Source organism: Arcanobacterium phocae (assembly GCF_018913465.1).
Lineage (GTDB): Bacteria > Actinomycetota > Actinomycetes > Actinomycetales > Actinomycetaceae > Arcanobacterium > Arcanobacterium phocae_A.
The window spans coordinates 232,400-254,055 of record NZ_JABAPM010000002.1; the positions used below are offsets into that span (position 1 = coordinate 232,400).

A 21,656-nucleotide genomic window follows, 5' to 3' on the forward strand; every position below is an offset into this window, starting at 1 on the left:
TCCTAGTTTTCGGCAAACCGCTTACCTTACCGCGGTGTTGCTTCATTGCTCTCACCGCCTATACCATTGAAAGTATTACCACTAAGTTCCCATTTATCATCTACGAGAACTTTATAGGTGAATTTCTTGCCCTCTGGAAAGCGCTCAATATCAAATTCCCATAGATCCGGAGCTATGTTACGAGCGGCTCGTCCATATTCCCATGACAGAGGATAGTCCGAACCTCGTATGGCTATGTTGTGCCCAAAACCAACATTCGCATGAACAATAATTTTGGTTAGATTACGTTCCATTGGTAGATAGTCTCCTGCAGGCTTACCAACTCCAAGTACAACTGTTTCATGCTCATCAAGTTGGACTTTTATCTGCTTCCCCGTAATACCACCGGCCACAACTTCAAATTGTTGCGTTGTATTAAGTTGGTTAGTTAGCTTTTGTCCAACTTCCAGATCGCTCTCGGAACGAATCGGAATAGTTCTTTCCTGCTTAGTAAAAGAATTCGAAGAAACTGTTATCGCCTCACTAGCTGTCGCCGTGTCAATCCTCGAAAATGCATACACTTCATCATCGACCCACATTTCACGTTGCTTTCCAGTTGCAAGTGCAGGAATCGCTTTCTTGATCTTATTTAACCTTTGAATGTGTTTATAAATCGGTGCATGTTCGTCAAAAGACGTCATATCCTTGCGATTATCTTTATTGGCAATTGGAACTTCATTTCCATTCCCATTGCCATCGTCAGCTTGTTCTGTTCCGTAATAAATAATCGGAATTCCTCGCGACGTCATCATAAAGGATAATGCCGAGCGTAGCCTTTGGTAATCATCATTGGCCCAAGTCAAAAATCGCGCACGATCATGGTTGTCAATAAACGTCTCAAGCTTATTTGCATCCACATACTTTGAATCATCTGCAAAAAGTGTGCTCAGCTCACGCATACTGGTATCTGCTGAGAAGGCTTTACGAACCGTGAAAAAATATGGAAAATCAAGCTCACCCCACTGATATTTCTGATAATCGGCTACATACCCAGTATCACCTACAAAAATCTCACCAAATGTAGGGATACCCATCTCCTGTTCAAATTTTTTCAACCACGGTTTAGGAATCGAGCGAGCAGCATCCACGCGGAGCCCATCGAATCCCATTGATACCCAATCCTTATATACTCTCATAAGATATTCGTTAACTTTGGGATTATCTTGGTCCAGGTCGTCCAACCCACCGAGGTCACAGTTGTTGAGCTGTTCCTGGGTTTCTGAATTGTCAAACCTACAGTCGCCGCTATGATGAAACAAAACTGGATCGTCTAATGGCGAAGCAGGACGGTATGAACCAATGTATGAATTCGAACTAGGATCCAAATAATCAGCAGTATGATTAGGGACAACATCAAGAATTATTTTTAGCCCTTTTTTGTGTGCAGTATCAATTAGCTGCTGTAACTCTTTACGATCTCCAAAGTGCTTGTTAGGGGTAGCGAAGTTCTTGGTAAAAAACCCATGATAGCTAGCCTCTTTCTTATCCTTAGACAAGGGTTCTTGTTCAGACACAGGAGAGATCCAGATTGCCGTAACGCCCAAATTCTGGATATAATCCAGCTTCTGAGTTAGACCAGCCCAATCGCCACCATGATAGAAACCGAGATCGTTAGGATCATACGCACCATCATTAAGATCGTTATTATTTTTATTACCATCGTAGAAACGATCAACTAAGACTTGATAGACCACATCTCCCTCAGCCAAAGTTCCCGGAGAAGCAACTTTAGGTGTTGCTTGTGTCGCAGAAAAAACAGTAGGACTATGTAATGTCTCTTGAGCAAGCGCCGGCACAGCAGAGACTACTCCAAGAGTGAGCGCAGTAACAAGACTTACATAACCGCATTTCTTCAGATATTTTGTTGACATGCGTCAATTCCTCTCCTAAAGAATTCACCATTGAATTCAGGCAATCATTGCCTAAATCACATATTAGATCGATCTACTAGCACTGTCAACAACTGATTGCACTTTAAGTATTTACTTTGTACCCAATGACAGATTGGGTTACTTTTAGATCTTTCCATAATTTTGATAAAAGATGGAGCCACCCACAGGTGGCTCCATCTTTTATCAGTTAAACCGTAAACTTTGTTCTTAAATGCTCGCTGACATCTTTGATTCCAAAGCATTCAGCGCGTTAGCCACTGGAACTTCGTACCGTTCGCCACTGCGACGATCACGGATCTCAACCATGCCGTCTTTGAGACCACGCCCGACAACAATCGCGAATGGAACACCAATCAGTTCGAAGTCCGCAAACTTCACGCCGGCTGATACCTTAACGCGATCATCGTAGAGAACTTCTAGTCCACGACCAGACAACTCCTCCGCAAAATTCTGCGCCGTCTCAAATATCGCCGCGTCCTTTCCAGTAGCAAGTACATGGACCTGAGCAGGAGCAAGATGCAACGGCCACTTCAGCCCCATATCATCTGAATTCAACTCTGCCAATGCAGCCATCACGCGCGAAACACCGATACCATATGAGCCCATGGTTACCACTGCGGTCTTACCGTTTTGGTCAAGCACTGTTAGGTCAAGTGCCTTAGCATACTTGCGGCCCAGCTGGAAGATATGTCCGATCTCGATACCGCGTTCGATCGTGAGCGGGCCAGAACCATCTGGAGCTTCATCGCCTTCACGAACCTCAACAGCTTCAATCGTACCGTCGGCTTCGAAGTCGCGCCCGTAGACCAGATCGAAAACGTGTTGATCAACTTCATTCGCCCCAGAAATCCAACGCGAACCGCGAGCGATATGCGGATCGAGTAAGTACCGCACTGAACCAGAGATTTCACCCTCATCACTCACTGTGCGGGAAGCCGAATTTGGTCCGATAACCTCCGGACCAATGTAGCCGGCCACAAGTTCTGGATGTTGCTCAAGATCATGTGCCGTTGCCATCTCGACTTCAGCCGGGGAAATACTGGCCTCTACTCGCTTGAGATCAACTTCGCGATCCCCAGGGACGCCAATAACAACAACTTCACGTTCACCATCCGGATGGACAAAAGCAACCACAACATTCTTCAACGTGTCACTTGCTTCCCACGCGCGATCCGCACGCGGTGCCACCTCGTTCGCCATCTCAACAAGCGATGCAATCGTTGTTGCACCCGGTGTTGGAACAGTGTGCGGTTCCGGAACATCAGAGAAATCCTGATCCGGCTGTGCCGGAGTAGTGACTGCTTCGGTATTTGCAGCGTAACCACCCGCGGACATAACGAAGGTATCTTCACCAATAGCACATGGCGAAAGGAATTCTTCCGAACGCGAACCACCCATTGGTCCAGACTGCGCCGAACAAATCACATACGGGATACCAAGACGATCAAAGATTCGCTGATATGCGGCACGCATCGTTTCATAGGAGCGGTCCAAACCGGCGTCGTCAATATCGAAAGAATAGGCATCCTTCATGATGAACTCGCGGGTGCGGATGATACCAGCACGCGGACGAGCCTCATCACGGTACTTATGCTGAATCTGGTAGAGCGATACTGGAAGATCCTTGTACGAAGAGTACATATCCTTCACAGCCAACGTGAACATTTCTTCATGCGTTGGTGCCAACAGATAATCGTTATCGCGCCGATCCTTCAACCGGAATAAGTTCGGACCGTATTCTTCCCACCGATTCGTAGCTTCGAACGGCTCGCGTGGCAATAGCGCCGGGAAATGCATTTCTTGCGAACCCGCATTATCCATTTCTTCACGCACCACAGCTTCAACTTTGCGGAGCACTTTGAGCCCTAGTGGTAGCCAAGTATAAATACCAGGCGCAGCACGACGTACGTATCCGGCACGTACCATCAGTTTATGAGAACGGACCTCTGCGTCGGCCGGATCGTCGCGGAGGGTACGGACAAAAAGTTCAGACATTTTTAGCACAGTACTAGTCTAGCTGTTTCACGCTGTCCACCCTATTTTCTCCGACGAATCAAGCGTGGCGTTGGCAACATTCACATTATGCCAACAGTACCGTTGCGTACTCTCCGACGACGGCGAACCCGGCTTTTTCATATGCGCGCACCGCAGCAATGTTGTAGTCGTTCACATAGAGGGAGACCACTGGCGCATGCGAATCCTGAATCAGTTTCGCTACGCTGGCCATTGCCGGCCCAGCGATTCCGCGCCCACGCAAATCTGGATGAACCCAAACACCTTGTATTTGAGCTACTCCCCCGGCTAACGCGCCAATATCAGCTTTAAACTCAACTACTGGCTGTGGAGAATCATCAAACCGCACGAACGTTCGTCCATCTCGGACAAGCGAATGCACCCGACGGGTATAGGCCGGCCCATACCGAGTAGGATCATACCCGACTTCCTCGATAAACATGGCGACTGAAGCCGGTACAATAAGTGGTCCTTCACCGAGCTGAGCGGGACGCACCTGATCGTCGTATCCACACCGTGAATTTCCCTGCCATACCATGGACAGCTGATGTTCCCGGACCTCGCGTGGAGCTGCATAAGAATCTTTAATGCGTTCCCACAGGCCCAGAACCTGATCAGCTGGACCTACCAGAGAGTTAGCGATCCGATCATGCCGGCTGACGTAACTGGCTAGTAAGTCTAGGCCAGGTTCATCAAACCCAAGTGGGATGATGTTGGCCCCGATCCAGCAAATTGATCGTAGCTGATCGCCGTCGTCGATCCCCACAGCATGAGCCAAACGTTGGGTGCGTGATTCGACGGCACCCCGCGCAAGAACAGAACCTACTGGGTCCCGGTCAAAGAACTGGAAAGCACGGCCAAGGTCATTCGACCCGAGTCGGCGAAGCTGACCGGCACGCCGAAACGGCCATGTCATCTCACACAATCACTTCAGGTGAGCTTGCTGCGTCCTCGCTTAACCCGAGTTCTTCTGCAACAATTCGCGCGCGAGCGATGAGAGTCGGGACGATATCTGCTTCTGGAACAGTTTCAACAACCTTACCTCGAACAAAAATCTGTCCTTTGCCGTTTCCAGAAGCTACCCCTAGGTCTGCTTCTCTTGCTTCGCCTGGACCGTTAACGACGCATCCCATAACAGCTACCCGCAGCGGGAACGAAATATCTTTCAGACCCTCCGAAACTCGATTCGCTAGGGTGTACACATCTACTTGGGAGCGGCCGCAAGACGGACACGACACAATTTCCAGCTTCTTTGGACGCAAGTTAAGCGAACGCAAAATGGCTTCGCCAACCTTGACCTCTTCAACTGGCGGGGCCGAAAGGGAAACACGAATAGTGTCGCCGATACCCTGAGCGAGCAATGCACCGAAAGCTACCGAGGATTTCACGGTTCCTTGGAACGCTGGACCTGCTTCGGTCACGCCCAGATGCAATGGCCAATCGCCTGCTTCGGACAGCAACTCATAGGCACGAACCATCGTCACTGGATCGTGGTGCTTAACAGAGATAGCAAAATCATAGAAGCCGGCATCTTCAAAAAGCCGGGCTTCATTCACTGCCGACTCAACCAGAGCTTCCGGAGTTGCCTTGCCGTATTTTTTGAGCAACCGCGGGTCTAGCGACCCGGCATTAATTCCGATGCGCATAGCTGTGCCGTTAGCGTTAGCAGCCGCAGCGATTTCCGGGATGCGGTCATCAAACTTCTTAATATTTCCTGGGTTGACACGCACACCACAGCCAGCCTCAATCGCCGCAAAAACATACCGTGGCTGGAAATGGATGTCAGCAACCACTGGAATCTTTGATTTTGTAGCAATAATTGGTAGCGCATCAGCATCTTTATCGGTTGGACACGCAACTCGAATAATATCGCAACCAGCAGTGGTCAACTCTGCGATCTGCTGCAAAGTTGCACCGATATCATGCGTTTTTGTGGTGGTCATCGACTGCACGGACACCGGAGCGTCACCGCCAACTTTGACGTCACCAACTTGAATCTGACGAGTCTTCTTCCGTTGCGCGAGAACAGGATCTGGTTCTTTCACGCTGGGTATTCCTAAAGCAATTGGCATATTCACGTTCTGTATTATTCCACTCTTGAGGGTTTCTCACACGATGGGGTTAACTATGTCGACCACAATCAGTAGCACGGTCATGAAAATAAAGAACAAAATCATTGTGTAGCTCACCGGCAGTAGCCGTGCAGTATCGAACGGTCCTGGATCCGGTTTCCCGCGGGAGAAAGCGATTTTCCGCCGGACACCTTCGATGAGTGCACCGAGTATATGGCCGCCGTCTAACGGCAGCAACGGAATCATATTGAAGATGAACAACGTCATGTTCAGCCCTGCGAGGAGCATCGTTAAATCGCCAAGTCGATCAAGAAAACTGTAGTTATCTACTTGCGCCGCACTGATAGATCCTGCGACATCAGCGATGCCAACTAGGCCAACCACAGAATCTGGGGTACGCTTTTCGCCGGTGACCAGGGTGCTAGCGGCATCCCAGAGTTTAACCGGCAACTGGACAAGTATTTTGGCAGTGCCGCTAGCCATTGTCCATGTCTGGCCCGGAACTTCAGAAAGCGTTCCTGGGCGGCGCTCGATTGCCGGACCTATTCCCACATATGGCTTGGTGGCTACAGTGCCAGTACCGTCGTCAAACTCGCGCATTACCGGGGTAACAGAAAGCGTTTTTTGAACGTTGTTTCGTTCGACGACGACGTCCGTCGCTACAGTCCCACCAGTTGCGATAGCTTGTTGGATATCATTCCATGTCTCGACTTGCTTACCGCCCCACGAAATAATCGTGTCCGACGGCTCGATGACACCAGTTGCCGGAGCAGGTGTGCAAGTTTCAGCATTATCAATACATGGAGCTACTTGTGCAATCGTCGTAGACAACCGCGGCACTCCAATACCGACGGTAACTGCAGCAAGCAAAACAATACTGATAATCAGATTCGTTAGCGGCCCACCAAACATGACAATCATTTTCAGCCGCGCTGGCAGGTGCCAAAAAGCACCTGGCTGCGCCGGATCATCAAATTCTTCAGCAGACTGTAACCGGGCTTCCTGAGCCAACGTTAAGGACCCGTCAGGTTTAGTTGTCGGCACGCCGTCTTTTGCCGGCGGCAACATTCCAGCAATCGATACGAACCCACCAAGCGGGATTGCTTTGACTCCCCATTCAGTTCCACCGCGTTCAATTGACCAAACAGTTGGACCAAAGCCAACGAAATACCGGCTAACTTTTGCACCAAATTTTTTCGCTGGTATGAGATGTCCTAGTTCGTGGATAGCTACTGAGGCGACGAGCCCAATAACCATAAAAATAATTCCGGGAAGCATAGTATCTTTCTCTGGTTAGAGGCTATGTTGTGCCATAATTTTGTGGGCAAGCGTGCGCGCACGCTTCTCAGTGTCAAGAACACTCTCAACAGTTCGCTCTGCCGGAACTGACAGTGTTTCAAGTACCTGTTTCACGGTATCGACAATTCCTAGATACGGTAACTTCCCAGCTAAGAACGCACCCACGCATTCTTCATTGGCAGCATTGAGAATAGCCGGGTGCAGTGACGACGTCGAGATCGCCTGCTGTGCTAATTTAACTGCCGGGAATACCTCATGATCAAGTGGCTCAAATGTCCATGCAGATGGCGTATCCCACGAGTGTGGAGCGACAACCGGATCGAGCCGATCTGGCCATGAAATTCCCAAGGCTATCGGAAGTCGCATATCCGGATCTGAAGCCTGTGCAATCGTAGATCCGTCCTGGAACTCGACCATCGAGTGGATCATCGACTGCGGATGAACAACTGGCACAATATTCTCTGGTGCAACGTCAAATAAGTATGCAGCTTCGATGAGCTCTAAACCCTTATTCATAAGTGTAGAAGAGTTAATTGTGACCACCGGCCCCATTGACCATGTTGGATGGTTTAACGCCTGTTGCGGGGTGACATTTGCTAGCTCGTGGCGCTTTTTGCCACGGAAAGGTCCACCTGATGCAGTCAGGATAATGCGGCTCACTTCGCTTGTTCCATCAACGATTGGTGAGGTTAACCCCTTACAATGCCGACCCGAACGAAGAGCTTGCGCGATAGCCGAGTGTTCCGAATCAACCGGGACAATCTGCCCCGGCCACGCCATCGCTTCAGCTACAAGAGAGCCTCCTACAACGAGAGATTCCTTGTTTGCCAGTGCTAACGTCGCGCCCGAGTGCAGTGCTGCAAGCGTGGGCAATAGCCCAACTGAACCCGTAATACCATTGACGACGACGTCGGAGGAATCAATGCTAACTCCACTACCACTACCCGCGAGCTCAGTGATTGCCCGCTCGCCAGCAATGATCTGAGGCTCTGGCAAATGCGCAAAACGATCATTCCACTGCTTATGAAAATCGTTAACAGCTGATTCGTCTGCCACGCCTACAATCGGAACGTTGAATGTTGCAGCTTGCTCAGCTAACAGCGGGATACGAGAACCTCCCGCACCTAAAGCATGCACATGGAATTTATCCCGATGCCGGGAAATCACATCCAGTGTTTGGGTGCCGATAGAACCAGTTGAGCCTAAAACGATAACCCGCCGCATTATTCCACACTCATCAAAACTGAAATCACACGATCGAGGAAAACATCCACGACTTTTTCTTCATAGGCTTTCTCATTCTTAGCCGAAGAAAAAGTAGTATTGCGGACTTCCTGAGAGGTAATCGGCTCCGCACTGTCGAAGAAAGCAATAATGCGATCCATTAATGCATCGACATCAGCAGAAGAGTAACCCGACTTCTCTGGGTGTGCAAAGCGCTGTCCGGCTGGTCGACGTAGACGTGGATATAGACTCGTTGCCCGATCATACGTAGATCGTAGCCAGCGGTCTTCGCCTTCTTCGCGTACCCGTGCAGCACGTCGCCGCTGAATAAAAGCTCTTTCTAACCGATCTAGCGCAGCGTCGACAAGCTGTGCATGATACCCATTACGTACCCACGGAAATGAGACACGTCGTACTGTTTCTTCAGTAATTTCCTGTCCATCTTCGTAAGCTACATCGTATGCATCTTTTGCTTGCTCCAAAAATGCATCAACCTGAGCTGGATCATACCCAGATCGGAACCAGCCAACGCGCGCAAATGTGTCATTCATCGATATCTCCATTCGTAACTGCTGCCATAGCAGCAAGAGTCGAATCAAAATCTTTCGGTTCGCTACGATGCGCCTCGATGCGGGCATCGACTGCAGCTTGTGCGCGGGCAGCGCGCCGTGAAACATGATCCCGGTCTACTACTTCAGCAGCTAGCTGGCCACACGCACCGTCTATATCTGAACCACGAGTGTCTCGGATCGTCGTCGAGATCCCAGCATCAGTCAACGTTTGAACAAAGACCCGTGTATCCGCCGTCGTAGACGCGGTCCAAATCGATCCTGGCGTCGGGTTAAGCGGAATCGGATTAACATGCGCCCAGCCACGCCCACGCGAATTAAGCTCCGCAGCAAGAAGCTCAGCACGCCACTGATGGTCATTCATATCTTTAATCAACGCGTACTCAATCGAAACTCGCCGTCCAGTCCGAACAAAATAATACCGTGCAGTGTCTAGTAATTCGCCAACTTTATAGCGCGAGTTAATAGGGATGAGATCGTCACGCAAACCATCATCCGGTGCATGCAAGGATACCGCCAATGTCACTGGCAAGCCTTCGTCAGCAAGCTTCTTAATTACTGGAACCATACCAACAGTAGACACGGTTATATTGCGGGCCGACATACCAAAGCCTTCTGGCGCTGGCTCAATCATGCGGTGCAATGCATCGCGCACTGCCGGGAAATTCGCTAATGGTTCTCCCATTCCCATGAACACGACGTTGGTTACCCGCACTGGCTCGCCAAAAATACCCTCTTCAGCAAGCTGACGTGCCTGGCGGAGCTGTTCAACGATCTCTCCGGCAGATAGGTTGCGTGTTAAACCAGCTTGGCCAGTGGCGCAAAATGGGCACGCCATGCCGCAACCAGCTTGTGACGAAATACAGAGCGTTGCACGATCGGGATACTTCATCAGCACCGACTCCACGACGGCACCGTCGAACAGTTTCCACAGCGTCTTAATAGTTACTCCGCCGTCAGCAACTTGATCACGAACTTTAGTGATGAGCTGCGGGAGCATAACGCGCGTCAAATCAGCGCGTTGAGCTTGCGGTAAATCCGTCATCTGCTCCGGGTCAACACAGCTATGCTCGAAATAATGCTTCGACAACTGGTCAGCACGAAATTGTGGGTATCCGAGATCTGCTACCAGTGCACGCCGCTCACTACGGCTAAGATCAGCCAAATGTTTTGGTGGCTTGCCATGCCGACGTTCAGTAAATGAAAGCGACGGGCGCGGCCCTTGCTCCACACGTGGCATAACCTGTTTAGTTTTCTTCATTCCAGTCCTCGAAAGCAGACGTATGTTTCTGGTTCGTCAGTTCACGCCGAAGCCATACGTAAGGACGACGTAGAGAATCGGTGCACAAAACAACAGTGAATCTACCCTATCGAGCACGCCACCGTGGCCTGGAAAGATCGATCCCATGTCTTTCACACCAAGATCACGTTTCAGAAGCGATTCCGAAAAGTCGCCAGCTGTAGCAAAAACCGGGGTTAGCAGCCCGATGATTAGCGCCGCATACCAAGGTAAGCCTAAAGCGAACCAGATAGTAACCCCCGCAGCGAAGAGTGCTCCGAGGAGTGAGCCAACAAAGCCCTCCCAGGATTTTTTAGGTGAAATCGAAGGTGCTATCGGATGCTTGCCAAAGGTGATGCCCGCAAGCCAGCCACCAGTATCCGATGCCACTGGGAGAAGCACGAAAGCGACGATAGCAAGCGGGCCATTTTCAAGTGCTGCCAGGGCTACTGCAAACATCGAAAAGATACCGATCCATGCCAAGGCAAAAACCCCGGCTAAAGCATCGGTTAGGGCATTCGCCATTGGCATATAGCTACGCCACAAGACCAAGATACCACTGGCGATGAGGAATACCACCAGTCCCGCTTCTATTCCGCCGAACCAGGTTGCTAGTATCATACCTAGCCCACTTCCAAGAAGTGGGATCGCTGGAATATGAATATCGCGAGCCAGAAATGCTCCCGCAATTTCCCATAAACCAGCAAGGATGAAAGCAATCGCAAGCACTACAAAACCTTCGATTTTGTATGCTAATGAAAGCCCCACCAAGCCCAACAAGACAGCAGCCGTCAGCACTGCAGCCGGCACATTTCGCCCGGCACGCGAAGTAACCTCTTTAGGCGGACGCGGCGGGTGCGGAGTTATGCGTTCTAAAAACGAGCGAGTCGCTGTTGGACTTGGTGTAGCCACAATCAGATCTCCATCAATTCCTTCTCTTTAGCCTCAAGAATAGAATCGACAGTATCGACAAACTTCTTAGTGAGGCTTTCGAGTTCTTTTTCGGCGCGCTCGACGTCATCTTCGCCAGCTTCGCCGTCCTTCTTGATCTTATCCAGCGTTTCCTTAGCCTTACGACGAATTGCTCGAATCGAAATACGCGCATCTTCACCCTTAGTCTTGGCAAGCTTGACGTATTCCCGACGACGCTCTTCGGTAAGCGCAGGCAGGTTAATACGCAATACTTGGCCGTCATCAGTAGGGTTAACACCTAGGTCTGATTCTTGGATAGCACGCTCAATATCTTTCATCGCAGAGCGATCATATGGCGAAATAAGAACAGTACGAGCTTCCGGAACCGAAACTGTGGCCAGTTGCTGCAACGGAGTTGGCGCGCCATAGTAGTCCACAACTAGAGATGTGAATAGTTCTGGATTAGCACGACCCGAACGGATTTTCGAGAAGTCATTACGGGCAACGTCAATTGCTTTGCCCATCTTTTCTTCGGCTTCGAGTAGGGTATCGTCAATCATTTTTGGTCCTTGCTGTTGGGGGTTGATGTCACTAGGGTACCGATCTTTTCCCCGCGCAGCGCGCGAGACACGTTTCCTGGTGTACCCATTCCGAAAACGCGCATAGTCATTCCATTATCTTGGCATAACGAGAACGCTGCCGCATCTACCACTTTTAGACCGTCGTGGAGGGCTTGCTGATACGTCACTGATTCAAGCATGACAGCGTTCGGATCTTTACGTGGGTCTGCAGTGTAAACACCGTCAACCCCGTTCTTCCCTACTAACAACTCATCACACCGTAATTCGAGTGCACGTTGTGCCGAGACTGTATCAGTTGAGAAGAAAGGCATACCTGCGCCGGCGCCAAAGATAACAACACGGCCTTTTTCAAGGTGACGGATTGCCCTTAGTGGAATGTATGCTTCAGCAACCTGGCTCATCGTAATCGCCGTTTGTACACGCGACGGAATACCTGAGTTCTCCAGGAAATCCTGCAAGGCAACAGCATTAATAACAGTGCCAAGCATTCCCATATAGTCGGCCCGAGCTCGATCCATGCCATTTTCTTGGAGTTCGACACCACGGAAGAAATTACCCCCGCCGACGACGACAGCGACTTGCACACCAGCTCGCACAGCTTCCGCGATTTCATTAGAAATACGACGAAGTACCGTTGTATCGAGGCCGATGTCTCCACCGCCAAATACCTCACCCGACAGTTTTAAGAGCACACGGCGTGTACCGTGTGCGGCCATATCAGCAGACATGGTCCACCTTTCATCTAGTTAGCGCTAAGAAGATTCTACCCCATATGACCATAGTTCGAATTACGTCCAAGAATCCGATCCAATTCGCGTCGTTCTTTCTTCGTAGGCCTGCCAGCTCCGCGCTCTCGAGTAAAAACTGGGATAAAGAGCTTCGGGCGTTGCGGACTCAAATCGTCATAGCATTCTTGAGCGCGTGGCGCACTAGTGCGCTTCGAGATAAGCCCAGTCACTTGCAATATCCGATCAAAACCTTGGAACCTATAACGCACTTCGTCACCGATTTTCACCGGCGAGGAAGGTTTAACAACGGCACCATTAATGCGTACATGTCCTGCTTTACATTCCGCAGTAGCCAGACTGCGCGTTTTAGTTTGCCTAACCGACCACAGCCAAACATCTATTCGAACCGTTTCACTCATGATATCCAGCCTAAAGGGTCACACAGATCACTACAATATTATGACCCAGCACGTATTAGTTGAAAATGAAAAGGACTAGTATCGATCCGTACCTTCTTAGACTGAGAGAACACGAATGAAGAAGAACGCAAGATCGATTCCAACCGAGCACGCTTTCACTGTGCCCGGTTCCCCACGCATATACGATAAACGCCAGCTTCTAGCTGTACTCCTTGTGCCTCTGATGATGGCATTAGTACAGGTGAGCTCAGTGAACAACGCACTGCCAGCCCTACGCGAGGCACTCCATTCCACCGACTCTGGTCTACAGTGGGTATTATCTGGTTATGCTCTCGCTATCGGAATTGTTCTTGTTCCAGCCGGACGATTAGGTGACATCTTAGGACGCTCATCACTGTTCGTCGTCGGACTCACGTTGTTCACTACTATGTCTCTTGCTTGTGGGTTATCCACACATATCGTCGTACTCAATATTTTTAGAGTATTACAAGGGATTGGCGCCGGAATTCTCTCGCCCCAAACTACTGGGCTCATCTTGCAATATTTCGAAGGTCAGGCACGCGCCAAAGCCTTTGCACTTTTCGGCTTAGTGGTTTCCTTATCCGTGGCAATCGGTCCCATCCTATCTGGGGTCTTAATCGGATGGCTCGGCAATGACCTCGGCTGGCGAGGCGGATTCTTAGTCAACGTACCGCTCGGAATAATCGGATTGTTATTGGCTATCAAATGGCTACCCTTCGGTAAAGAACGACGAACCGTGGGGCCTCACCATCAACAAGTGCAAGCAGAATTCCGACGTCGTGAGCGCGCTGTCGGACATAAGGTTATTGAACGACGGGGCAAAATTGATATTGACCCCATCGGAGCTTCCCTGCTTTCCGTATGCGTCCTACTTATCATGCTTCCTTTTATGGTACGAACCACACCATGGATATGGACATTTTTGCCAGCAGGACTAGCGCTGACTATTTTCTGGGTGCGCTGGGAGAAACGCTACAAAGAGCGCGGACACTACCCCATGATGGATCTCGAGCTTCTCAAAATCCCAAGCTATGCGCTCGGTACACTCACTGGTTCATTATTCTTCTTGGCCGGACCTGCTGTCATGGCCATCGTCGCAATCTACCTCCAAAACGGAGTAGGCGCTATAGCCCTAAGCGTCGGGCTACTTACCTTACCCAACGCCGTATTGTCAGCGTTTGGAGCGATGTGGGGTGGACGATACGCCGTCAAACATGGTGCTGCAATTCAAGTATTATGTGCCATCATCATCGTTGCCAGCGCCATTGGGCTGGCCGGCGTCGTCTGGGGAATCGAACATGGTGCTAGTTTCTGGTGGGCAGCCATCCCCCTCGCATTCCAAGGATTCGCTTTCGGAGCATTCGGTTCAGCAAACCAAACAATAACAATGATGGACGTGCCCCACGCACACGGCGGAACTGCCGGTGGCTTTTTGCAAACAGGTCAGCGCATCGCTACTGCTATCAGCATCGCAATGGTGACTGCAGTATTCTTCGCAGGGCAAAGATCGACAACAGGAGAACCCAACTGGCTACTAGGAATGCTCCTCGCACTAGGACTCGTTGTTTTCCTAGCTTCGCTCACTCTCACCGTTGCATCGATTATGGTCCATCAGCAACGTACTAGCCTTCGCGATAGCTGATCCCCATCCCGGAATTCGGGTAATGCCAGCTCAAGGTACCAGCCGGAGCTAGTGCTAAACACGTACCGCACTCCAAGCATGCCGCATATTCAGCAGCCACAGTTCCATCAGGATTCTTCGAATACACTCGTGCCGGACAAATATGGATAAGCGTATCCGCGAAACCACTGGCAGCTAATTCTTCCTGATGAACCTCGATATGCGAAGCCTCATCGTCAGTCATATACGAGTTGCCTGCTAACCGGCGATTAAGCGGAGGCAAGGAAAAGTTATCGCTCTGCGTCATAGTGCCTTCTTCATCTTCCGGGCGATCTTGACTAAATTCCAGATGCTCAGCTTAGAGGCCCTGAGCTTTGCTAATGCCAATGGGACGATGCGTCTACGTGGAGTCTGATCCATATGGTAAACACCGTGAAGCACATCAGCCGCGTACTGACCAATCTCGCCGTACATCTGTGGCGTCGACGCTAAAAAGTCAGGCGCATGACGGAAAGTCGCCATATCCTGGCCCAGCCACGAGGCAGCAACATTGTGCTCATAAGCTTGCAATCGAGTAACAGAATAATCCTCTGCTTCTAAAGCCTCATGCACTGCGCGGGCAGCGCACCGTGCTGATTCCGCAGCCAAATCCATTCCACGAATCGCAAAACCATTGTTAATGGTGAAACCAGCAGCGTCACCAACAATGACTGCACCGTCAAAAGCAATCTGACCAACCATAGTCTGACCACCCTCGGCCACCATATGAGTACCATACTCTAGCAACTCACCACCAGCCAGCAGCGGCTGAATAAACGGATGGCTAATCAGATGATCATGTAACTCCACAACATCATGCCCGGATTCGGCAAGATCCTGGGCATTGACGACAATACCTACGCTCACGGAATCCTTGTTCGTGTACATAAATGCTCCGCCTGGAACACCACGAGTAGCGTCGCCAACCAATGCGTACGCCACGCCGTCGTCGTTCCCAGCGTGGAAACGCTCCGAAACCACATCGGCGCCAAGACGCACCACTGATTTCACACCAACGCCCAGCGTCTGCGGAGCAGGCTTCGCTCGCAAACCTGCAGCACAAGCTAAAAACGAATGAACACCATCTGCCAAGACTACGACTTTGGCATGCAAAATATCCTCGCCGGCACGGATACCGCATACTGCGCCCGACTCACTTTTCACAAGCTCATCCACTTTGACGCCACTCATAACAGTCACGCCAGCTTCTTCTGCCTGCTCAGCAAGCCACGGATCAAGTTTGGCACGCAAGACCGACACCGCATTCGCTGGTTGTGCTAAACGCGCGTCCCAATAATCCATTGAAACTGCAGAATCAGCATTAAGGAGCGTCAAGACATTGCGCGTCATGCGGCGTTCTATCGGAGCTACCTGCGAAAAATCCGGAAAAATCTCATCCATGACACGTGAATAGAACACGCCGCCGGAAAGATTCTTCTCCCCTGGCTCATTGCCGCGCTCCGCTAGCAATACTTCGTGGCCGTCCTGAGCCAACAAATAAGCAGTAGTAAGACCAGCAATACCAGCGCCCACTACTATAACGTCAAAATCGTAATCAATGCTCACAGGAATTTAGCTCATTTCTGCAATGCCGCAGTCAATTCCGGCAATACTTGATACAGGTCACCGACAATGCCATAATCTGCAAAATCAAACATTGTTGCGAGCTCATCATTGTTGATAGCCACGATTGTTTGGGAGTCCGTGACACCTGCAGTGTGATGGATCTGGCCTGAGGTACCAACAGCAATGTAAAGCTCGGGAGCAATAATTTGTCCCGAAATACCAATATAGTTATCGCGACGCACCCAACCATAGCCTTCGGCAAGCGGACGAGAAACGCCCATTTCGGCACCAAGAACATCCGCTAAATCCTGAGCGAGTTGGAGATCCTCTTTGTTTTCAAATCCGCGACCGGCACACACCACGCGCTCCGCGCGCGTAATATCTACCCGCGGCGTATCACTAATATCCTCCGTGATCACCCGCGCCGAATAACCTGCGCAGTCTACAGTCGCCTCGTCACCAGCTGTTCCGGTAAGCTCAGCCCCACCATCATATAGCGCCACAACCGGACCCGTAAATTCGACTGTTTCGAGTGTAATAGCGCCGAAACGAGCAACCTGCGCAGTGCCTGTGCCAAGCTGACGAACGCTCACAAGAATAGGGACGCTCAACTTTGCTGCCACAGCCCCTGCGAGGACACGTTCAGCAGGTAAATCAGCAGCCAAAATGACATCATCAGCACGAGCAGTAACAACAGCGCTAACTGCCGGAGCTAGAACTTCAGCTGGCTGACCTGCTTGTTGCGGAATCCGAATGACTGAATCAACATCAGCAACAGCCACATCACCGACTACAACGGCAGTAATAGTATCGCCGCGGTCTTTACCTAAAGCAACGAGATCAGAAATAGCTCCGTTGGTAGTAACAATCCATGTAGTTGACATTTTGTTCCTTCCTTAGAGCACGCCATCTGCACGGAGCGCAGAAACAAGTTCATTTACTGCATCTGGTCCGGCAAAAATTGTTCGCTTACGCTCACGCTCGACTGGTTTTTGGTGCGCAACAGGTCGCACACCAGCTGGAGCCGGCTCAACATCTGCCAGCGTTAGTACCTCGACCGGAGTTTTACCTGCAGCCAGAATTTCCTTCATCGACGGTGCCGGGACACGTGCCGCATCTGATGTAACTGCCACAACAACGGAACCAGAAACATCTACCGTGCGAGTTCCTCCAGCAACCTGCTGAGTAAGGCGATAGCCGCCGTCAAGAGGTTCAATTTTCTCTACTTGCTGGAATACCGGCCAACCAAGATAGCCGCCAAGTACCGCTGAGGTCATCGATGCTCCATTATCAATTGATGCATCACCAGTAATGACTATCGTTGCATCTCCGATACGCTCGACTAGTTGTGAAAGTAGCTGAGCGTATTGAGTTGGGTTGAGATCTTGCGCCGCATCATCAGCAAGGATCAGACCGCGAGAAAAGCCTTTAGACATAGCATTTTTCCGAGCCATGGATCCGCCAATAGCTGCTGCCCCAACACTGATGCCGATAGATTCTGTTCCTAGATCCGCGGCTAAGGCTTTGCCAACTTGGGCTGCCACTGGATCATAATCACTCATTGCAGGTTTTGCACGTGACCAGTCCACCGTACCATCAGCTGCTACTCGAGCATCTTGTGGGTTTGTGGTGTATTTGTATGCAACAACTACACTCATGAACACACTCCTATGAATTGCGGGTTTAAACCACCACAATTCTATACGTTTTGCGTAATCGCATGCGCTGGAAGCGTGGTGGGATTAGTCGCTAAACCGTTGCTGTCCCAAACGAGGTCTGGTCACTACACCGCTGAGGTAACTAAACCGTTCTTCGATGCCAGAATGGGGTTGCTACACGTGATACCGTCCGCTAATCGCGGCAATAGTGCAAACCGAGGCATATATGCTCTCGGTTTGCGCTATTGCCGAGTTTCTCTACCGCCGACCTCTGCGATCTCGGCTACCCACAAACAGTAAGGGCGAGGTTCAAAAGAACCTCGCCCTTACACTCTTAAGCTATGTGCTTGAGCTGTGCTCACTCAGCGGCAGCGTCAGCAGCAGCTGCAGCCTCGCCTACGCGAACGCGCTTGAAGCCTGTGACCTTACCGCCAGCAGACTCGATGACCTGACCGACAGAGGTCTTTGGGTCACGAGCAAATGGCTGATCAACTAGCGTAATCTGCTTGAAGAAGCCCTTGAGACGTCCTTCAACGATCTTTGCGATAGCTTTTTCTGGCTTACCTTCAGCAACCGTGATATCGGTTGCAATGCGGCGCTCGTTTTCCACGATCTCAGCTGGAACTTCTTCTTCGTTGAGATACTGTGGGTTCATTGCTGCAATGTGAACAGCAACATCATGAGCAACCTTGGTGCCAGCTTCGTCAGTCGCAATGAGAACTGCTACCTGAGGTGGCAGATCGGTTGCGGTGCGGTGCATGTAAGATTCGATATGCTCGCCAGAAAGGGTCTCGAGAGAACCAACAGCAAGCTTCTCGCCGATAACACCGGTGAAGTTGTCGATACGATCCTTGACAGTACCTTCAGCAAGTGGAGCTTCGAGCAATGAATCCACCGAGGTAGCCTTGGAAGCAACAGCGGCTTCAAGCAGTTCCTCAGCGAACGCAATGAACTTCTCGTTCTTTGCTACGAAGTCAGTTTCGGAGTTAACCTCAATGATGTAACCGGTCTGACCGTCAGCGGAGTCAACGATCTTGGAAAGAACGAGACCTGCACTTGCAGTGCGACCTTCGCGCTTTGCAGCAACCTTCAAGCCCTTGAGACGAAGTAGCTCTTCAGCCTTGGCGGTATCGCCTTCAGCATCAGCAAGCGCTTTCTTAACGTCGAGCATTCCGGCACCAGTCTTCTCACGAAGAGCCTTAATATCAGCGACAGAGTAATTTGCCATGTAAATATACCTTCCTTTATAAACCCAAATCAGGCTTCAGTTGTTTCGGAAGCGGACTCTTCGGTGGTTGCTTCAACTTCAGCGGCTGGAGCTTCTTCCTCCGCCTTGTCGGAAGCGAGCATTTCGCGCTCCCACTCTGGCATTGGTTCTTCAGCGGCATTCTTACCACCATTACGGGCAAGAAGACCTTCAGCAACAGCGTCAGCAACAACACGGGTGAGGATTTCGATGGAGCGAATAGCGTCATCGTTTCCAGGAATGCCGTAGTCGACAACATCTGGATCACAGTTGGTGTCAAGAACAGCAACAACAGGAATGTTGAGCTTCTTGGCTTCAGCAACAGCCAAGTGCTCCTTATTGGTATCAACGATCCAAATAGCGGAAGGAACCTTTGGCATGTCGCGAATACCACCGAGGGTACGCTCCAGCTTTTCCTTCTCGCGACGCATCATCAACAGCTCTTTCTTGGTGAACTTTGAACCAGCGACGTCGTCGAAATCAATTAGTTCAAGTTCCTTGAGACGCTGAATACGAGATGAAACGGTGGCAAAGTTCGTCAACATACCACCCAACCAACGCTCGTTCACGTATGGCATACCGACGCGCTCAGCCTGCTCGCGAATTGGCTGCTGTGCTTGGCGCTTAGTACCAACGAAGAGGATGTTGCCACCGTGAGCAACAGTTTCCTTAACGAAATCGTAGGTAGAGTTGATGTCTTCAACAGTTTTGCGAAGATCGATGATGTAAATGCCGTTGCGTTCGGTAAGAATGAAACGCTTCATCTTTGGGTTCCAACGGCGGGTCTGATGACCGAAGTGGACACCAGCTTCAAGCAGCTGGCGCATAGAAACGACTGCCATGGTCGTCCTTTCTCAGGCGTGAAAACACGCATAGATACGGTTAATGTTTATCGGCAGGATTACCGATAAACCCTGGCGTGCCACCTTCTGCAACATAAGCACCGAAGCAGAAGAGACCTTACGGCGAACGCACGCGCGAATTAGCTACACTCGTAGCCTTTCCAAGTTTACCTGACGCTTCTCATTTACAGCTAACGTCTTGTTAGAGATAAGACGTGGGATTGGTGACATTTTCTGCTTTTCACGAGCGCGTCCAGACAACTCGGTCGATTTTATTCGCTATTTTCTGAGCAGCAAATAATTATCCACATAGAACCAGATTTCGCCTGTTTTCCACAATTTCCATTGTCAACCATTCCCAATCAGTATTTTCGCGCATACTGTCACTATGTTTAGATTAACTGTTGCAAAAGCTTGTGTTTCTTGTGCCGTGCTGGCCACAAGTTTAATAGTTCCTGCTACCTTTACACATTCGCCAGATTCAGCTTTAGAACACACGGATATAGTAACCAGCAAGATCACGAATCACTCGTTTCCATCCAGCAACCAGTCCCATGTGCGACAAGTTCCCATCAGGCATCGTTACGATTGGCCAACTGGCCAGCCGGTTAAAGTTATACAACCGTTTAGCGTTGGCAAGTATAATTGGCTACCCGGGCATCGTGGAGTTGATCTCGACATTACCCAAGGAAAACCGATATACGCTCCGGCAGCAGGAACAATCATCTATTCAGGAGTTCTCAATGACCGGCAGGTTATATCGATTCTTCACGACGACGGTATCCGGACTACGTATGAGCCAGTAATCCCAGCAGTTGTTAAAGGACAGCGGGTCCAACCACATGAAATCATCGGAACCGTGGACGGCACTCATTGTGCTCCCTCGTCGTGTCTACATTGGGGAGCGAAACAAGGAAAGAATCATTACCTCAATCCGTTATTTTTACTTGAAGGCCCAATAGTTCTTTTAAAATAGCACTTTTCTTCACCACGATCAACGATAATATCGGGCGAATATAGGACACTATGCCTATATTCGCCCGATATTAACAAAAGTTGCCGCTATTTAATTGTTGCGACCAATATTGGCTCGGAAAATGCGATAGACATGTTCTCTTGTATCGCTGCAACAATGTTTTGCATTTCGTTTTCTGTTATCTTCCTACTCAATGTAACAGTCAGCGCTCCTTTGCCATTGGCCTGAGCAGATTTTGCTATTACATCTGACTGTTGGAAAATTGTATTCAGTCTTTCAACTTCTTCTGGAGGAAGCAACTGTGCGAGATCACCTGTTGCAGGACCCGCAGCTAAAACTTTAGCTTCAGCTGAGTTTGATTCATACCCAATTACAAGAAGACTGGTAGACATATCGCGAATAGGGTCTGGCTGCTCAACTACTGATCCAGATTTCCGCGACTCTCCGCTAGTTGGACGCTGCGAAGAGAAATCACCGCCGCCTTCAACCTCTAGTGGTTCAGCTACTTCGCTATCATTCTCCGATGTTTCTGTTCCACTAAGTATAGGCAATGAGTCCCTAGTCTCCGTTGTATCATCAGCACAAGCAATCAGAGTTAATAAGCAGCAGAAAGAAAGTGAAAGTATGCCTAAGGCCCTCCGCATCTTTACTCCTCCTAGA

General features: G+C 50.1%; 21 protein-coding genes. 2 read left to right on the forward strand and 19 right to left on the reverse strand.

Annotated features, from left to right (window positions below):
• Positions 1-26: 26 nt before the first annotated feature.
• The 12 genes from KSO86_RS03635 to KSO86_RS03690 all read right to left on the reverse strand — a co-directional run bounded on the left by KSO86_RS03635 (position 27) and on the right by KSO86_RS03690 (position 13,027).
• Positions 27-1,910: an alpha-amylase family glycosyl hydrolase gene (locus KSO86_RS03635; RefSeq protein ID WP_216378894.1), complete on the reverse strand. Its 1,884-nt coding sequence runs from the start codon at positions 1,908-1,910 to the stop codon at positions 27-29.
• Between the two features lie 228 nt (positions 1,911-2,138).
• Positions 2,139-3,926, reverse strand: a complete 1,788-nt coding sequence (locus KSO86_RS03640) for a proline--tRNA ligase (RefSeq protein WP_216378893.1) — start codon at positions 3,924-3,926, stop codon at positions 2,139-2,141.
• A gap of 85 nt (positions 3,927-4,011) precedes the next feature.
• Positions 4,012-4,860: a GNAT family N-acetyltransferase gene (locus tag KSO86_RS03645; RefSeq protein ID WP_216378892.1), complete on the reverse strand. Its 849-nt coding sequence runs from the start codon at positions 4,858-4,860 to the stop codon at positions 4,012-4,014.
• Position 4,861: 1 nt separating this feature from the next.
• Positions 4,862-6,022, reverse strand: a complete 1,161-nt coding sequence (gene ispG / locus KSO86_RS03650; RefSeq protein WP_216378891.1) for a flavodoxin-dependent (E)-4-hydroxy-3-methylbut-2-enyl-diphosphate synthase — start codon at positions 6,020-6,022, stop codon at positions 4,862-4,864.
• Between the two features lie 30 nt (positions 6,023-6,052).
• Positions 6,053-7,294 (reverse strand): M50 family metallopeptidase, encoded by a 1,242-nt coding sequence (locus KSO86_RS03655; protein WP_216378890.1) that lies wholly within the window; start codon positions 7,292-7,294, stop codon positions 6,053-6,055.
• 15 nt (positions 7,295-7,309) lie between these two features.
• On the reverse strand, positions 7,310-8,539 hold the full coding sequence (dxr, locus tag KSO86_RS03660; protein ID WP_216378889.1) for a 1-deoxy-D-xylulose-5-phosphate reductoisomerase: 1,230 nt from the start codon (positions 8,537-8,539) through the stop codon (positions 7,310-7,312).
• Positions 8,539-9,090: a DivIVA domain-containing protein gene (locus KSO86_RS03665; protein ID WP_216378888.1), complete on the reverse strand. Its 552-nt coding sequence runs from the start codon at positions 9,088-9,090 to the stop codon at positions 8,539-8,541. The genes dxr and KSO86_RS03665 overlap by 1 nt, the downstream gene beginning before the upstream one ends.
• Positions 9,083-10,369, reverse strand: a complete 1,287-nt coding sequence (gene rlmN / locus KSO86_RS03670; protein WP_216378887.1) for a dual-specificity RNA methyltransferase RlmN — start codon at positions 10,367-10,369, stop codon at positions 9,083-9,085. Before rlmN ends, KSO86_RS03665 begins: the two co-directional genes overlap by 8 nt.
• Before the next feature lie 36 nt (positions 10,370-10,405).
• Complete coding sequence (locus KSO86_RS03675) at positions 10,406-11,299, reverse strand: phosphatidate cytidylyltransferase (RefSeq protein ID WP_216378886.1); 894 nt, start codon at positions 11,297-11,299, stop codon at positions 10,406-10,408.
• A 2-nt stretch (positions 11,300-11,301) separates the two neighbouring features.
• Complete coding sequence (frr, locus tag KSO86_RS03680) at positions 11,302-11,859, reverse strand: ribosome recycling factor (RefSeq protein WP_216378885.1); 558 nt, start codon at positions 11,857-11,859, stop codon at positions 11,302-11,304.
• A complete protein-coding gene (gene pyrH, locus KSO86_RS03685) occupies positions 11,856-12,608 on the reverse strand; it encodes a UMP kinase (RefSeq protein WP_091282088.1) in 753 nt (250 codons plus the stop codon). The genes frr and pyrH overlap by 4 nt, the downstream gene beginning before the upstream one ends.
• A 35-nt stretch (positions 12,609-12,643) precedes the next feature.
• Positions 12,644-13,027, reverse strand: a complete 384-nt coding sequence (locus KSO86_RS03690; protein ID WP_216378884.1) for an RNA-binding S4 domain-containing protein — start codon at positions 13,025-13,027, stop codon at positions 12,644-12,646.
• A 115-nt stretch (positions 13,028-13,142) separates the two neighbouring features.
• Here KSO86_RS03690 and KSO86_RS03695 point away from each other — a divergent pair, with 115 nt between their 5' ends.
• On the forward strand, positions 13,143-14,690 hold the full coding sequence (locus KSO86_RS03695) for an MFS transporter (protein ID WP_216431828.1): 1,548 nt from the start codon (positions 13,143-13,145) through the stop codon (positions 14,688-14,690).
• On the opposite strand, the gene KSO86_RS03700 is transcribed toward KSO86_RS03695, so the two are convergent.
• The 6 genes from KSO86_RS03700 to rpsB all read right to left on the reverse strand — a co-directional run bounded on the left by KSO86_RS03700 (position 14,671) and on the right by rpsB (position 20,020).
• Positions 14,671-14,976, reverse strand: coding sequence for a ferredoxin family protein (locus KSO86_RS03700; RefSeq protein WP_216378882.1), 306 nt, complete (start codon positions 14,974-14,976; stop codon positions 14,671-14,673). The two genes, KSO86_RS03695 and KSO86_RS03700, sit on opposite strands and share 20 nt — an antisense overlap.
• Positions 14,973-16,274, reverse strand: coding sequence for an FAD-dependent oxidoreductase (locus KSO86_RS03705; RefSeq protein ID WP_216378881.1), 1,302 nt, complete (start codon positions 16,272-16,274; stop codon positions 14,973-14,975). Before KSO86_RS03705 ends, KSO86_RS03700 begins: the two co-directional genes overlap by 4 nt.
• An 11-nt stretch (positions 16,275-16,285) precedes the next feature.
• A complete protein-coding gene (locus KSO86_RS03710) occupies positions 16,286-17,158 on the reverse strand; it encodes an electron transfer flavoprotein subunit alpha/FixB family protein (RefSeq protein WP_216378880.1) in 873 nt (290 codons plus the stop codon).
• Positions 17,159-17,170: 12 nt separating this feature from the next.
• Positions 17,171-17,932, reverse strand: a complete 762-nt coding sequence (locus tag KSO86_RS03715) for an electron transfer flavoprotein subunit beta/FixA family protein (RefSeq protein WP_216378879.1) — start codon at positions 17,930-17,932, stop codon at positions 17,171-17,173.
• A gap of 358 nt (positions 17,933-18,290) precedes the next feature.
• The gene (tsf, locus tag KSO86_RS03720; protein WP_216378878.1) at positions 18,291-19,160 is read right to left on the reverse strand and encodes a translation elongation factor Ts; all 870 of its coding nucleotides are present in this window, start codon (positions 19,158-19,160) and stop codon (positions 18,291-18,293) included.
• Between the two features lie 29 nt (positions 19,161-19,189).
• Positions 19,190-20,020, reverse strand: a complete 831-nt coding sequence (gene rpsB, locus KSO86_RS03725) for a 30S ribosomal protein S2 (RefSeq protein WP_216378877.1) — start codon at positions 20,018-20,020, stop codon at positions 19,190-19,192.
• Positions 20,021-20,576: 556 nt separating this feature from the next.
• Here rpsB and KSO86_RS03730 point away from each other — a divergent pair.
• On the forward strand, positions 20,577-20,996 hold the full coding sequence (locus KSO86_RS03730; RefSeq protein ID WP_216378876.1) for a M23 family metallopeptidase: 420 nt from the start codon (positions 20,577-20,579) through the stop codon (positions 20,994-20,996).
• A gap of 86 nt (positions 20,997-21,082) precedes the next feature.
• Here the strand turns inward: KSO86_RS03730 and KSO86_RS03735 are convergent, their stop codons facing one another.
• Complete coding sequence (locus tag KSO86_RS03735) at positions 21,083-21,640, reverse strand: hypothetical protein (protein WP_216378875.1); 558 nt, start codon at positions 21,638-21,640, stop codon at positions 21,083-21,085.
• Positions 21,641-21,656: the final 16 nt, after the last annotated feature.